The sequence below is a fragment of the Nonomuraea sp. C10 genome (genome assembly GCF_008017515.1).
GTDB classification, from domain to species: domain Bacteria; phylum Actinomycetota; class Actinomycetes; order Streptosporangiales; family Streptosporangiaceae; genus Nonomuraea; species Nonomuraea ferruginea.
In genome coordinates this window covers 6608954-6622997 of record NZ_VPFF01000001.1, presented here as the reverse complement: position 1 = coordinate 6622997, position 14044 = coordinate 6608954, and the positions used below count along the sequence as shown (strand labels likewise).

General features: G+C 67.6%; 13 protein-coding genes. 9 read left to right on the top strand and 4 right to left on the bottom strand.

Annotation, left to right across the window (positions count from 1 at the left end; genetic code table 11):
- Positions 1-44: 44 nt before the first annotated feature.
- The 5 genes from FR742_RS30365 to FR742_RS30345 all read left to right on the top strand — a co-directional run bounded on the left by FR742_RS30365 (position 45) and on the right by FR742_RS30345 (position 4713).
- On the top strand, positions 45-608 hold the full coding sequence (locus FR742_RS30365; RefSeq protein WP_148034111.1) for a dihydrofolate reductase family protein: 564 nt from the start codon (positions 45-47) through the stop codon (positions 606-608).
- Between the two features lie 181 nt (positions 609-789).
- Positions 790-2745: a hypothetical protein gene (locus FR742_RS30360; protein WP_148034110.1), complete on the top strand. Its 1956-nt coding sequence runs from the start codon at positions 790-792 to the stop codon at positions 2743-2745.
- A 14-nt stretch (positions 2746-2759) separates the two neighbouring features.
- Complete coding sequence (locus tag FR742_RS30355; RefSeq protein ID WP_148034109.1) at positions 2760-3302, top strand: hypothetical protein; 543 nt, start codon at positions 2760-2762, stop codon at positions 3300-3302.
- On the top strand, positions 3295-3609 hold the full coding sequence (locus tag FR742_RS30350) for a hypothetical protein (RefSeq protein WP_148034108.1): 315 nt from the start codon (positions 3295-3297) through the stop codon (positions 3607-3609). The genes FR742_RS30355 and FR742_RS30350 overlap by 8 nt, the downstream gene beginning before the upstream one ends.
- 153 nt (positions 3610-3762) lie before the next feature.
- Entirely contained in the window at positions 3763-4713 is a 951-nt protein-coding gene (locus tag FR742_RS30345) for an NAD(P)-dependent oxidoreductase (protein WP_148034107.1), read from the top strand.
- A 278-nt stretch (positions 4714-4991) separates the two neighbouring features.
- On the opposite strand, the gene FR742_RS30340 is transcribed toward FR742_RS30345, so the two are convergent.
- Positions 4992-6230 (bottom strand): hypothetical protein, encoded by a 1239-nt coding sequence (locus tag FR742_RS30340; protein WP_148034106.1) that lies wholly within the window; start codon positions 6228-6230, stop codon positions 4992-4994.
- Positions 6231-6472: 242 nt separating this feature from the next.
- Between FR742_RS30340 and FR742_RS30335 the strand changes: the two genes are divergently transcribed.
- Entirely contained in the window at positions 6473-6619 is a 147-nt protein-coding gene (locus tag FR742_RS30335) for a DUF397 domain-containing protein (RefSeq protein ID WP_148034912.1), read from the top strand.
- 155 nt (positions 6620-6774) lie between these two features.
- On the opposite strand, the gene FR742_RS30330 is transcribed toward FR742_RS30335, so the two are convergent.
- Positions 6775-7518: an MBL fold metallo-hydrolase gene (locus FR742_RS30330; protein ID WP_148034105.1), complete on the bottom strand. Its 744-nt coding sequence runs from the start codon at positions 7516-7518 to the stop codon at positions 6775-6777.
- A gap of 302 nt (positions 7519-7820) precedes the next feature.
- Here FR742_RS30330 and FR742_RS30325 point away from each other — a divergent pair, with 302 nt between their 5' ends.
- The 3 genes from FR742_RS30325 to FR742_RS30315 are packed head-to-tail and all read left to right on the top strand — an operon-like array spanning position 7821 to position 10977.
- Positions 7821-8945, top strand: a complete 1125-nt coding sequence (locus FR742_RS30325; protein WP_148034104.1) for an acyl-CoA dehydrogenase family protein — start codon at positions 7821-7823, stop codon at positions 8943-8945.
- Positions 8942-9781, top strand: a complete 840-nt coding sequence (locus FR742_RS30320; RefSeq protein WP_222709087.1) for a phosphate/phosphite/phosphonate ABC transporter substrate-binding protein — start codon at positions 8942-8944, stop codon at positions 9779-9781. Before FR742_RS30325 ends, FR742_RS30320 begins: the two co-directional genes overlap by 4 nt.
- Positions 9778-10977, top strand: coding sequence for a ferritin-like domain-containing protein (locus FR742_RS30315; protein WP_148034103.1), 1200 nt, complete (start codon positions 9778-9780; stop codon positions 10975-10977). Before FR742_RS30320 ends, FR742_RS30315 begins: the two co-directional genes overlap by 4 nt.
- 7 nt (positions 10978-10984) lie before the next feature.
- On the opposite strand, the gene FR742_RS30310 is transcribed toward FR742_RS30315, so the two are convergent.
- Together FR742_RS30310 and FR742_RS30305 are read right to left on the bottom strand one after the other, a co-directional pair.
- Entirely contained in the window at positions 10985-11278 is a 294-nt protein-coding gene (locus FR742_RS30310; protein WP_261808820.1) for a TraR/DksA C4-type zinc finger protein, read from the bottom strand.
- 469 nt (positions 11279-11747) lie between these two features.
- A complete protein-coding gene (locus FR742_RS30305; RefSeq protein WP_148034102.1) occupies positions 11748-14024 on the bottom strand; it encodes a DUF262 domain-containing protein in 2277 nt (758 codons plus the stop codon).
- Positions 14025-14044 lie beyond the last annotated feature (20 nt).

Genomic DNA, 14044 nt, shown 5'->3' with positions numbered 1-14044 from the left:
GGTCTCAATACGTACGAGCCAATCGGCCGGCAGAGGAGACAGCAGTGAACGACATCGAACCGCAGACCGCGAACGGCAAGGTGCTCTGGCACTTCACCATGTCCCTGGACGGGTTCGTGGCCGGGCCCAACCACGAGATGGACTGGATGATGACCGGCATCTCGCCCCGGCCGGGCGCGATCGAGGAGTACGTCGCGACCACCGGCGCGATCCTGGGCGGCCGGCGCGGCTGGGACCACTTCCCGGATCCCCGCATGGTCTACGGCGGCGCCTGGACCGGACCCATCTTCGTGCTCACCCACCATCCCGAGGACGCCAAGCCCGCCGACGGCGTCACCTTCCTGGACTGTGACGTGGCCGAGGCGGTACGGATCGCGCTCGCCGCAGCCGGCGGGAAGAACGTCGAGGTGCATTCGCCGACGATCGGCGGCCAGCTTCTCGAACGCGGGCTGCTCGACGAGATCGACCTGCACATCGCGCCCGTGCTGCTCGGCGACGGCATCCGGCTGCTGGACCTCCCCGGTGGCCGGCCGCACTACCTCCACCGCCTCGGCGTCGATGACCCCACGGCCGAGCTGGGTGTACGGTACCGGCCGGTCAGGGCGTGACCGGCCCTGTATTCGATTCTCATACGCTTGAACTTTCAGAGCCTTCGCTCACGTACCATCGGCTGACGGATCCGCAGTAACGCCATATCGGTCGTGACCGGAGAATCCAACGAGCGGCCGACCCAGGAGTACGCTGGCCCTGCCGTCAGTGTGCATCCCGCCGTTCGTGCTGGAGGCCCGCATGAGCTCTCCGGATCCACGCCCTCATCTGGGCGGGGATTACTCCGGCATCGACCCCGGCTTGATGGACCTTTTCGAGCCGGCTCTCGGCCGTACGGGCGCGACCATCGAAAGCAGTGAACCGCAGATCAGGCGTACCCTTCAGCAGTTCGACCTGGATACTTCATACCTGACCGCGTTCAGAGAAGCCGCCAACTGGATCAGCGCGAAGCGTCCTGAATTACGTCGGCGCAAGGAGACCATCTCCGCCGAAAAGGCGGACTGGGGTGCTCCCGGCCAGGCTGTCAATGGGATGGTCGCGTTCGACGAGGCCCGCTACAGCAAGACGTTCAACGATCCCGATGTCTACGCCGCTGTCAGCCACCTTTCCGCCGACGGCAAGATCAGCGACTCCGCCCTCGCTGCGCTGGAAAAGCGAGCGCAGGACCCGGAGTTCGCCACGAAGCTCATGCATGCCCTCGGCCCGGAGACTTACCTGGCGCTCATGCGCAGGACGGTGTCTCAAAGGGATGAGAAGCGCCTTGAAGCCGCTCTGAGCAAGGCTCTCGGCGCGGCGAGTCCCCGCCTGGGCGCCGACTGGCGGAAAAGCTTGACGGCCGACCTCGATCGGGAGGAGTACTTCGCGCTCGCGCGGGCGCTCAAGCATGGGACGTTCGACCACGGCTTTCTGCTGTACGTGGCCAGGAAAGTGGATTCAGCGTCGCGGGCCGAAAAGGATCCGTGGTTCGCGGGCCGGCAGGTGAGAACGCCTTTGCCCGAGGCGATGTACCAGTCCGCGATGAAGGACGTTTTCGAGGCGCTGGGCCGGCATCCGAAAGCGGCCCAGGAATTCTTTGCCTACGACCGGTCGGCGCTGAGGTTCTACGTGATGGAGAAGCCGCTGAAGGACGGTGGTGTGGCGCTGGGCCGGGCGCTGGAGGCGGCCACGATGACGTTCCGCGACCATGCGGGCACCGCCCTGGACCCGTCGCGCGGCTACCTCTCGGCCGGACTCGCCTCCGACCTCGTGCATCTCCAATTTGAACGGATCAAGGCGGACGAGCGCCCTTCCTTGGTGGCTGCCGGGTCCATCGGGCGGATTCTGGCGGCGTACATATCCGACGTGAACCGGGTTGCCTTTGTCGGCCTCGAACAACCAGGCGTGTTCATGGAGGACTATCCGAACCTCCCAGGGCGGGAGGACTGGGGAGCACGGTTCAACAAAGGCGAACTCCGCGCCGTGATGCAGGAGGCGTTCAAGGAGGACGAGAAGGCATTCGGAGTGGTGACCTCGGCTCAAACGGCATGGAGCGACAGACTCCTCAACCATGGCGCAGGTCAGGTGGCCGCAGGTCAGGGCGCCGACAGCTTGAACACCGCAGGGCTGGAGATCGGTGCGGGATTCGGCCTGATCACCGACGCGGCCGGTCTCGCCCGTATCGAGAAGGGGCACGAGCTCGACGAGACCCAGAAACGGAACATGAAGATCCTCACGGCCGTGGTCAACACCGGTCTGGCTATCCCGCAAGCAGGGTCATGGCCCATCGGGGCGAGTGTGACGGGCGCGTGGACCGGCATGATCGAAGACGCTGTTCAGGGCAACGCGCGAAAGGAAGCCGTATTCGCCGCCAACAGCACCGTCGAACAGACTCGGTTCCTCGTCCATCAACTCACTGCTCAGGCCATGTTCGACCATGGTCTTTTCGGAGCGGCCGACCCACCCGCGAAGACTCACCCATGGGCGTCGCTCAGCGACGTCGAACCCGGTGACGATCCGCGCAGCGCACCGAACAACTTCCTCAAGCCAGACGGCAAGACGCTGATGTCGTTCGACGAGATGAGCGCCGGCGATGGTCGACGCTACGACGCCTACCACACCTGGCTCTATAAACGTCCTGAGGACAACCCGTGGAAAACACTCGGAGTTCAAACCGCTCTCGACGACGGTTACACCACCGGATTCGTGCGGTATCAGTGATCAAAGTCAGTCGGATGGCCATCCTGGGATGCGCCCTCATCAGTGCTTCCGCTTGCATGGGCGGAACCAGCAAGGTCGACGCCACCCCGCTGCCCACGGTTTATGCCCCACCCTACATATGCGATCATGTTCCCAAAGTGGCGGTCGAGCGGGTGACCGGAGTCGTCGATCCACTCATTACCGGTTCTCTCCCTCTCCCGGGTGAGGACCGCCCCGTCGTGGGCGCTTGCTCTGCCTTCGAGCCGACCGGCGAGCGTCGGGCAGTACTCCGCATCATGCTTGACACCGGCGGAAGTCGTGGCCAGATAGAGAATCAGTTGCGCGATGGAGTCTCCGAGCAACTACCGGAAATCGTCCCCGACGGCTTCGGCTTCTACACAGTGGACCCGAATGAGGAAACCCGGGCGGGCGCGATGCTGGTGAAAGGCAAGGCGCGTTTGTCGATCGAACTCGTGAAGGGCGTCGAGGGCCGCGACAACGCCGCCGACGTCGTGGCCCTCATGAAGCTCATCGCCCCCAAGCTCATCCCGGCCGCCGGCACCGAGGAGAATGGCTGACCTGATGACGGACATGGTGCCCAACCCGCTCTACGAAGCATTACGCGAAGCAGAGCAGAAGATCACCCCGCTCATCGAGAACGCGACCCGGGCGATCGAGCAGTCCTACAAGGAGTTCCACTCCGGCCGAATCTGGGTGGGCCCGACGGCCAAGCTCTTCGACGCCCAGCTAGAACTCCACCGCTCCCGCGTGGTCCGCGCCGGTGCCGACATTCTGGAGGACATACGCGAGAAGATGGCCGGTCTGCCACGCCAAGTGGACGAGAAGCAGGCGCTGGCCCTCACGCGACAGTACGACCTACGGTGACGGCCGCGCTGACGAGTCCGCTTCGGGGCGGCTGTCGAGACGGTTTACCTGCGCTGACCTGGGAGAAGTTCCAGGTGAGCGCGGATGCCGAGGAAGTCCGCGCGATCGCCTCGGCGGACGGCCGGTCGGCCCACAGTCGCTCAAGGAGTTTCGATGACCGACTCGACGACGAACCGGTCCAGGCCGCGGGTCGGCTGGATCGGGACCGGCCGTATGGGAGTCGCCATGGCCGCGCGGCTCGCCGACGCCGGTGTGGACGTGACCGCCTGGAACCGCACCATCGCCAAGGCTGAGCCGCTCAAAGAACACGGCGCGTCGGTCGCGGAGTCGCTCGGCGCCTTGCGCGACCGGGACGTGGTGTTCACCACGGTCTCCACGTCGTCCGTCCTCGAACAGGTGCTGTTCGGCGACGACGGGCTGCTCACGGGCGACGCGGCGCCGGGAGTAGTGGTCGACTCCTCGACCGTGTCCGTGGAGTCGTCGGCCGAGGTGCGCCGGGCTTGTGAGGCGAAGGGTGTCGCCTACCTGGCCGCGCCGGTCAGCGGCAACCCCAAGGTGGCGCGGGCCGGCGCGCTCAGCCTGGTGGTGTCCGGTCCCCGGGAGACCTATGACCAGGTCGCCCACCTGCTGCAGTCGCTCGGCAGGTCCGTCACCTACGTGGGGGAGGGCGACACCGCCCGGCTGGTGAAGATCGCGCACAACCTGATGCTGGGCGTGGTGACCCAGACGCTGGCGGAGATCACCGTACTGGCGGAGAAGGGCGGCGTCCCGCGGCACGCCTTCCTGGCGTTCCTCAACGACAGCGTCATGGGCTCGGCGTTCACCCGCTACAAGTCCCCGGCGTTCGTGCACCTCGACTACACGCCGACGTTCACGCCACCCCTGCTGCGCAAGGACTTCGACCTGGGCCTGGCCGCCGCCCGCGCCCTGGACGTGCCGATGCCGGTCACCGCCCTCACCGCCCAGCTCGTCCAGGCCAGCGTCGGCACCGGCCGGGTGGCCGAGGACTTCGCCATCCTGCTCGACCTGCAGGCGGCAGCCTCGGGGCTGGATCTCAAGCCGGAGGACGTCGCGGTGGACGACGGTCTTGGAGACCGTTCATGACCGCCGCGTGCTGCCTCACGGGCTTGATGGGCGCCTTTGCGTCAAGACCGGTGAGTTCGATGTGAACCCTTCGCGGTGAAGGCCGGCGATCTTTCCGTACGGTTTCCGCCGCCTGTCCGCGTCCCTGATCGCATCGATAATCCGATTCGTTGGCCGGTGAAGGGACTGACCGGCCGGACGTAGGACGCATCTCCGCTCGGGCGCTGGTTCAGCGCGTTTCGCGAGACTCGCTGGTCCAGTGCCATGGAGAGCCCAGGTGGTTGACGATAGGCGCCCACTCAGGTTTCCTCGTCGTCACCGCGCTGACGGAGCGCGCGCTCGGCGATCCCGCTGGAGAGCTTGCCCGTCACCGATCTGGCCCGGTCAAGGGTCTCGTTGCCGAGGCGCCTGGCGGCATCGACGCCGTCTGCTCCTGTCTCGAGCGCCTTGTCCTTCACCTCCTTGGCCGCGTCCGCCCATCGTCTCGCCTCCGATGACTTCCGAACGCGCTCGATCCCGAGCCGCCCGTGGAAGTCGATGACGGCGCGCGAGACATGGTTGCTCGACTGCACTACAGCCGGGGCTTTGGCCGGATGCCTCAGCACCTTGGCGTTGGCCGTGCCGGCAGCCGCATCCATGCGGGCCATCAGGCGTTCGGTGCTCCGTGAGATGAGTTCCAGCCGGTCCTTCCGGGCAGCCCTCAATCCGAGACGATGCCCGTCCAGTTCCCCCGGAGACGCGTCCAGCACCCGGTCGAGTTCGAGCACAGCGATCGCGTCCTGCAACTGGAAGCAGCGAGCCAGCACAGCGAGCCACTCCTGTCCCTTGGACTCTGCTTCCTTGGCTGCCTTGGCGAGATCAACGATCTTGGTCTCGCCCTCCAGCTTTTCCGCGAGCGCGTCGAGTTGACGCAATGCATACGCCTGGGTTTCTGCGATCGTCGCCGGCGCGGTCTGTACCTTCGACCACGTGATTTCGTCGACCCGGCCCCTCGTCTCCCGGATGGTCATGGCCTCCTCGATGACGAAGCCCACTCCGATCATGCGGGCCAACACGGCGTCCTTCTGGGCGCGCAGCACATCGTCGACCTTCTCTTCGATGGTGACGAGATAGTCGGTGATCTCGTTCATGGTCACCTGCATCGCAACCTGTGCCATGATCACTGCAGCACCAGCCAGAAGCGTTGGGTTGGGCACCACAGATCCGGGCCCCTTCGTGATCTGGAGCCATGATTTGATCGAGCCTGGCTGCCCCACCATTGCGTGGCTGACGCCTGGGGTCTTGCTTTCCATCAGCCCGAATTTCTTGACAAGCTGCGCGGACTCCTTGGTCAGCTTCACCCAGCGACCTGAGTTGGCGGCAATCTCAGAACCTGCCCGCACGGCTCCGGCTCCGCTACTGAGAACAGATCCGAGCCGTTGCACTCCGAGGTCTTTCGACGGCAGTCCCTCGGAGTTCAGGAAGCGTTCGACAGCGGTCGGATTCCCGATGACCGCCAGGCCGTCGCCGTCACTGATCAGTTGAATGCCGTTATCCATCACCGACTCCTGAAAGATGGGCAGGGAAAGGGGCTTTTCGCAGTTGAGGGTGGAGTCGGGATGCGTGGGGCGATCGCGGGGGTGGTGTCGAGGTCTTCCAGGACCGGAGTTCCTACGCTCACCGTCCGACGGAGGACCTCGACGTGCCCACGCTACCTTCGACGCCCCCGGCCTGTCCGCGTTCTGCCACCTCAGGGAGTCGAATTGGAGGTCGTCGGGGCAGCACGTACGCGACAGGATAGATTCCGGACATCATTGTCCAGAAGGGCGAGATTCCGAACACGAGCGACAGTAAGAACCCTGACGGCCCCAAGCTGACCTTCACCCCCGCCGAGTGGAAGGCGTTCCTCGGCGGCGTCAGGTCCGGAGAGTTCGACTCCCTGGGCTGAACCGCCAGCCGCGATTTCCATCACCCCCTGGCAGTCACCGGTGCGACGTCTCCATGCACGCGAGGTCACCACATGAGAACGCTTCTTGAGGTCGGTGCGGCGGCGTTCGACCTGGATGGCCTGGGCGGCAAATCGGCGTCACTGCTGTCGAAGCCTCAAGAAAGATCGATGGTGAGACCGGAGGTGGCGATGCCGATCTCGCCGTCGTATTCGGCCCCAGCAGCGGCTCGCGCGGCTGTGGCGTCTGTGCCCGGCTGCAGGTGAGTCAGTAACAGGTGTCGGGCATCGGCTTCCTTGGCTTGCCGACCTGCCTGGCGGGCGCTCGACAGGTGGCGCCGCGAACCCTGCGGGACCCGGTCCACGAATGTGGCCTCGGCCAGGAGCAGGTCAGCGTCGCGCGCCAGGTCCACCACATCAGGGCTCGGGCCGGTGTCCCCGGTGTACGTGAGCACTCGCTCGCCCGCTGTCAGCCGTATGCCCGCATTGGGCACCGAGTGCGGCAGTAGACGGGTCTGCGCGCGGAACGGGCCGATGGCGATCTGGTCGCCGGCGTTGAACTCGTGCAGGACATAAGCGTCGGTCAGCATCCCCGGGCGGTCCAGCGCGAGCACCGCATCCAGGGCGCTGGGCAGCGAGTACACCGGCAACGGCGCCGGTGGGTCATCACGTAACGCACGCGCACGCAACAGCGGGTTCAGGTCGGCACAGTGATCGGGATGTCCGTGACTGATGAACACCGCGTCGACCTGATCGGCGGTGATCCGTTCCAGCAGCCGCGGCACCGTCGCGTATCCAGGGTCGACGAGCAGCCTGAACCCGTCGTGCTCCACGAGGTAACCGCTGCAGGCCTGGCCCGCCGCCGGCCACGCGCCGCACCCGCCAAGGATTGTCAGCAGCATCCATGAACTCTAACGGCCGGCTCACCAACCATGGCGCCCGTATGAGCCGTGCGCGTTCGCAGAGGGCTGGTCGGCGTGCCTGAGCGCTTGCGAATCGGCCAAGCCGTAACTTTGCGCTGGTCATACGTCATGGTCGAACCCCGAGCAAGATCCGGGAAGGCCGATGAAAGCGAATCGACAGCGTCCGGCACGCCCAGCCGGCCGCACCCTCGTCAGGCCGGACAGGTCCAGCGGGCGCATCGCACGCTGAGGGAACAGCTGCTTCCTGGCGGAACACACCGAAAATCAGTGAAAGGGACTGCATGCACACCGTTGTCTCCGGAGTGATCGCGGACGTGGTCGCACCCTCCGCGGCCCAGGCCGACCGGACCGGGGAGTTCCCCCGCGCCGCCGTCGAGGCCCTGGCCAAGGCAGGGCTGCTCGGTCTGACCAGCAGTGCGGAGGTGGGCGGCGGCGGACAGGGGCTCAGGGCCGCCGCCGAGGTCATCACCGAGCTCGCCTCCGCCTGCGGATCCACCGCGATGATCACCCTCATGCACTACTCGGCCACCGCGGCGATCGAGGCGCACGGCCCGGCCGAGGTGCGCCGGGCCATCGCGGAGGGCCGCTACCTGGCCATGCTGGCGTTCTCCGAGGCCGGGTCGCGCAGCCACTTCTGGGCGCCGCTGAGCACCGCCGAGGCCGACGGGGACGAGATCCGGCTCGACGCGCGCAAGAGCTTCGTCACCGCGGCGGGCGAGGCGGACGGCTACGTCTGGTCGAGCCGGCCCCTGTCCGGTGACGGCCCCATGACGCTGTGGCTGGTGCCCCGCGACGCGGCCGGGCTGAGGGTCAGCGGCTCCTACGACGGTCTCGGCCTGCGCGCCAACGCCTCCAGCCCGATGGCGGCCGAGGGGGTGCGCGTCCCCGCCGCCGCCATGCTGGGCGCGGACGGGGACGGGCTCGACATCGCGCTCGCCACCGTGCTGCCCACCTTCCTGGTGCTCAACGCCGCCTTCTCCCTGGGCGTCATCGAGGCGCTGGCGGCCAAGGCCCACGAGTACCTGGCCACGACCAACCTGGCCCACCTGGGGCAGCGGCTGGCGGACCAGCTCCCGGCGAGGTCCTCCTACGCCCGCGTCCGCACCAGGGCCGACCAGACCCGGGCGTTCCTGAACGACACCCTCGCCGCGCTCGAATCCGGGCGTGAGGACGCCATGCTGCGGGTCCTGCAGGTCAAGGCCGTCGCGGCGGAGGCGTCGGTCGAGATCGGCGACGAGGTCATGCGGCTCTGCGGCGGGTCGGCGCTACGGCGGGACCTCGGCATCGAGCGGCACTTCCGCGACGCCCTGGCCGCCCGCGTCATGGCTCCCACCACGGAGGCGCTGCACGACTTCGTGGGCAGGGTCTCCTTCGGCCTGCCCCTGCTCGACGGGGACGCGTCGTGACGCTCGTCATGGGAGCGGTGGCCTACGACGCGAAGGTGGTGCCGATCTGGACCGGGTTCCGCTCCTGGCTCCTGCGCAACGGCCTGCCGTTCGACTTCGTGCTCTACTCCAACTACGAGCGTCAGGTCGAGGATCTCGTCGCGGGACGCGTCCACGCCGCCTGGAACTCGCCGCTGGCCTGGGTCCGCGCCCGCCGACTGGCCACCGCCGCCGGCCGCTCGGTGCGTCCCCTGGTGATGCGCGACACCGACCGCGATCTGCGTTCCGTCGTGGTCGTACGCGCCGACTCCGGCATCACCTCCCTGGACGACCTCAAGGGGCAGGTCGTGGGCACCGGAGCCGTGGACTCCCCGCAGGCCACCCTCCTGCCGCTGCATCACCTGCGCGTCGCGGGGGCGCGGTTCGAGGTACGTCGCTTCGACGTGGGGGTGGGCCTGCACGGCGACCACATCGGCGGCGAGCGCGACGCCGCCCGGGCGCTGCTGTCGGGCGAGGTGGCCGCGGCCTGCATGGTCGACGCCAGCCACCTGCTCTTCAGCCGCGAGGGCACGCTTCCTCCCGGCGCCACCCGGATCCTCGTCGGTACGGCGGCCTACGACCACTGCAACATGACCGTCGTCGACTCCGCGCCGGAGGAGCCCGTCCGGCTGTTCGGCGAGCTGCTCACCGGCATGTCCTACGCCGACCCGGAGGTGCGCCCGCTCCTCGATCTGGAGGGTCTCACCGCCTGGGTGGCGGGCCGTACGAGCGGATACGGCGAGCTGGAGGCCGCAGTGGACGCCGGCGGCTTCTACGACCTCGCTGGCCGGATCACCGCCGAGGGTTACCGGCCGTGACGGTCCGGGCCCTCGACCTGCGGGACGTGGGGTTCGACCGGGGAGCGCACCTCCTGCTGCGCCGGGAGCTGGCGCTGCTGCCCGTCGGCGGCCGGCTCGCGGTCGCCGGTACGGACGAGGCGCTCGTCGTGCACCTGGCCGCGTGGTGCCGCAGAGAGGGCCACGACCTGCTCCCTGGCGACGAGCGTGACGGCCGGGTGCGCGCGTGGGTCGTCCGCGGCCGGGCGGGGCATGACCGGTGGGCCGGCGCGGAACGGGCCGGTGGATCGTCACCCGCCGGCCTGGTCGCCCGGCCCCCCTCGCACTGGGGGCTGGCGGCCCGTGGGGCCCTGGTGGAGTCGGGCGGCCCGGCGGTCCGCTTCGACTTCGACCGCAAGGAGACCGTGTGGTCCGAGCTGGCGCCGAAACTGTATCTGCAGGCGGTGGCCCGGCAGTGGGATCCGGTGGCGGCGGTCGACTGGGACACCCCGTTCGAGCTGCCCGCCGAGATCGAGGCGGCGGTCGTCCAGGTGATGACCTACCTGGTGGAGAACGAACAGGCCGCCCTGGTCATCCCCGCACGGCTGCTGGCCCGGGTGCACCCGCACTTCCGGGAGGTGATGCAGCTGCTGGCCGTGCAGGCGGCGGACGAGGCCAGGCACGTCGAGGTGTTCACCCGCCGGGCGACGCTGAAGGGCGAGGAGCTCGGGACCTCCTCCGCCGGCGGGCGCGCCTCCCTGATGACGCTGCTGGCCGAGCCCGACTTCTCCCTCGCCTCGTTCCTGCTGTCGGTGCTCGGCGAGGGCAGCTTCCTCAACCTGCTGTCCTTCCTGGACCGGTACGCGCCCGACCCGGTCACGCGGCGGATCGTGGCCCTGGCCCACCAGGACGAGGCCCGTCACGTGGCCTTCGGCATCGCTCACCTGGAGGAGCAGGCCCGCGCCGATCCCGCCTTCCGGGGCACGCTCAGAGGAGCGATCGAGCGGCGGCACGACGCGCTGGCCGACACCGCCGGCATCAACGCGGACGTGCTCGACGCCCTGACCGTGCTGGCGGCCGGTGAGTGGAGTCCCGCCGCGATCGCCCGGGGGCACGCGGCGGTCCAGCTGCTCCAGACGGAGATGCTCGAAGGGCGCAGGAACCGCCTGGTCCGTCTCGGTTTCCCGGCTGATGAGGCCGCCGACCTGGCCGCCCTGCACACCCGCAACTTCATGTGAGAGCGGGTCAGCGGCGGCGGGAGGCGCACTTCACGCAGGTCTTGATGGCCGGGAGGATCTTCAGGCGCTCGATGGGGATGCGTTGCCCGCACCTCGCGCACGTCCCGTAGGTGCCATCGCGTAGCCGCTCGGAAGCGAGGTCCAGCTCGGCGAGGTGGGTCAGGGCCTGATCGAGAAGGGCCTGGACGTGGGCCCGCTCGAACGCCGTGGACGTACCCTCGGGGTCGTGCTCGTCGTCGGAGGCCGTCAGCGCCGGAGCCGACCCGAGCGGAGTGCTCCTGACCGGGACCGTGATCGCCACCGTCTCCGCGCGCCGGCGTTGGGCCGCGCAGCAGCGGGCCGCGCGCAATGCCGCGCTCGCCCATGTCGCCGAGGCGTGTGAGCGGCGCGGACCAACCTCCTCGACCCGATCTATCGCTGCGCCACAGAGGCCCAGATCGTGCTGCTCGGTCAGGCGATGACAGAGATGGCACAGGTGTCGGCCACGCCTCGGCCCGGATCGCCAGAGGGTCTTCACCATGTGGACGGCGTACGACCGGGCGGTGGCACTGGAGCGTGAATGCCTGATGGCATGGCCGTAGAACCGCGCTGCGCAGGTTGTCATAGCGGATCTGTCCCGTGAGAGCCCTCGGCCTCACCCTCCCCTGCAGATCCTGACTCATCGAAGGGCACGTCAACCGGACCATTATGCGGAATCTGATCTGTCAAGCGGGGGCCTTACGGCTCGGCTCCTCGTCGGAGTAGCCGCCGCCGAGACCCAGGACCAGCCGTCACGCCGATGGGCTGCTCCAGCCGAACTGTTCGAGACGGTGCCTGGCGATCTCGATCTCGGTGGGTGTGAACAGCTCCGCGAATCGGGGCCGCAGGACCAACGCCTCTACGGTCAGGTCCAGCCGACCGCGTTCCCACAGCGCCGCGAAGCCGTCGGACACAGCAGGCGAGTGCAGGAGCTTGCGCGCTGTAGCCAGGCTGCCGTGCTCGGCCAACATGCTGCGAAAGTACGAAGCGTTGTAGTTGGCCTCTCTGCGCGCCCTGTCGTAGATGGAGCGCATCGCCGTCTCGAACTCCGCGTGGGCTGGACCGCTCACCGGACTGGCGGCCGCGGCGGGCTCTGGTGGGATCTGATTGTCTCCCGCGGCCGTCTCGTTGCGGCGTGTCACGTAGCCGAGGAGAGCGTCCACCGAGGTGAAGACCTCATACCCCAGTTCCTCCAGTCTCGACAGGTCCGCTACCGCGTGATCCAGTTCCAGGACGACTGGCTTGCCCTGGCCGGCTTGCAACCCGTCGGGCCAGAACGCCTCGGCAACAGCCAGGGCTCGGCCGGTGACAGGGTCGGCGATCTCGCTGTCCAACGCCGGTTCGGCGTAGCCGAGCCGCATCAATTCCTCGACCATCGCCTCGATCTGGGTGACCCGGACATCGTCCTGTCCGTCGGAGAGGACGGCCATCGGGCGCAGTCCTTCGGCGACGATAGGGGCGGCCCCATCGCGCAGCCCGGTCAAGAAGGCCTGCGCCGCCTGTGCCAGCAGCTCACGTCGCGCCTCGAGGAAGTCCTGGTACCGCTCCACCCGCCACAGATCACTATCCATCGGGATCCATTGCGAGGTGAGAACCCCTGGGTGCTTCTCCTCGGCCTCGGCGAAGTACTTCTCCGGCGGACGCTTGCCGATCATCAGGTTCGTGTCCTGGGTGAGGAAACAGAAGTTGGCGACCGCGTTGACGTGGACGCGGTCGTAGCCGGCCTTGTAGAGCAGCGCCTTGGGAAAGATGTGGTGGACCTGCAGCGAGTTCAGCTTGCCGAGCATCTCGGCGTGCAACTGGAGCCCGCTGCCGAAGTCCCGAGCGCCATGCACACGAGTGAGCATGTAGAGCAGAGGGTAGAAGCGCGACCCACGTGTGGAGCCTTCGAAATCGTGCGGCCTGATCTCGAGGTTGCCGCCACGCCAGCGCTCAAGCGACGCGATCAGCCCGTCGATGCCGGAGCGTTCCACTGTGTCGTAGTCCTGGGCCAGCACGGTTTCGGTGGAGCCGGCGAAGCGGCCCCACAGCGCCGCGTGCACGTACCAGAACAAGACCCGGTCCCGATGCGCGCTGTCCAGGAAATCTCCACCCGGGGTGAGGTGAAGCAGGCGAGAGACCACGGGAATGGCGTAGCGGCCCATCAGGACCTGGTCGTGGTCGAGTCCCAGCCGCCCCGACACCGCCCCGAGTAGTTTGTCGACGTGGCCGACCGACTTGGTGAGTGCTGTCTCGAACTCCTTGTCCGTGACGGAGTCGAGCGCGGTGAAGACAGCACGACCGGTTGCGACGGCGGTGATGTTGCGTAGGAGCCAGTCCAGAGAGAAGTCGAAGCGCTTCACGTGCCACTGCCGCAGGTGATCACGCATCACCTGCCGAGCGGGCGGCCACTGTGCGCAGATCTTGGCAAGGGCGAGATCTCCCTTGGAGAGCGCGGTGCCACCTGAGTTGACCCGGTTGAAGATGTCGACGACGACATCGACGTTCTTGTCCGGGCCCGTGATCTTCTCCTCGTGGAACTCCCGGTTCTCCAGGTTCTTCAGGCGGTTCAGGCGGGCGATGTAGGTCGAGAACTTGTCCGGGTACCGCGCGAACGTATCGATGAACGGATCCAGGCCTTCGACGAACAGCCTGGTCACGTCGACCCAGCGCAGGTCGTCGCGCATCTTTGCCGGACCGTAGAACTCGAATGTCTCTTCTTCGACGTTGAACCGCAGCCCGGTGAACGCCGAGGGATCGCCCTCGAAGAAGGCCGGCGGCTTACCGCGCATGATGCCGTACAACGATGTGATCCGCTGCTGGCCGTCGAGCAGCAGGAGCCGCACGCCTCCGTCCGTGGCGCCGCCGCGGACGGAGGCCATTTCCGGCTCGGTCTCCCACAGGAGCAGACCGCCGACCGGATACCCCCTGTAGAGGGACCGCATGAGCCCGCGAACCTGATCGCGGTTCCACACGTAACCCCGCTGGAACTCGGGGAGGAGCACGGTGCCATGGTCGATCTGGTGGAGAAGCACAGAGAGAGTGGCCAACTGTCCGTCCCTTCCTGGTG

Coding starts and splice junctions, on each gene's coding strand:
- FR742_RS30345 (WP_148034107.1), top strand. CDS start 3,763: ATGACCGACTCGACGACGAACCGGTCCAGGCCGCGGGTCGGCTGGATC.
- FR742_RS30360 (WP_148034110.1), top strand. CDS start 790: ATGAGCTCTCCGGATCCACGCCCTCATCTGGGCGGGGATTACTCCGGC.
- FR742_RS30355 (WP_148034109.1), top strand. CDS start 2,760: ATGGCCATCCTGGGATGCGCCCTCATCAGTGCTTCCGCTTGCATGGGC.
- FR742_RS30340 (WP_148034106.1), bottom strand. CDS start 6,230: ATGGATAACGGCATTCAACTGATCAGTGACGGCGACGGCCTGGCGGTC.
- FR742_RS30350 (WP_148034108.1), top strand. CDS start 3,295: ATGGCTGACCTGATGACGGACATGGTGCCCAACCCGCTCTACGAAGCA.
- FR742_RS30330 (WP_148034105.1), bottom strand. CDS start 7,518: ATGCTGCTGACAATCCTTGGCGGGTGCGGCGCGTGGCCGGCGGCGGGC.
- FR742_RS30325 (WP_148034104.1), top strand. CDS start 7,821: ATGCACACCGTTGTCTCCGGAGTGATCGCGGACGTGGTCGCACCCTCC.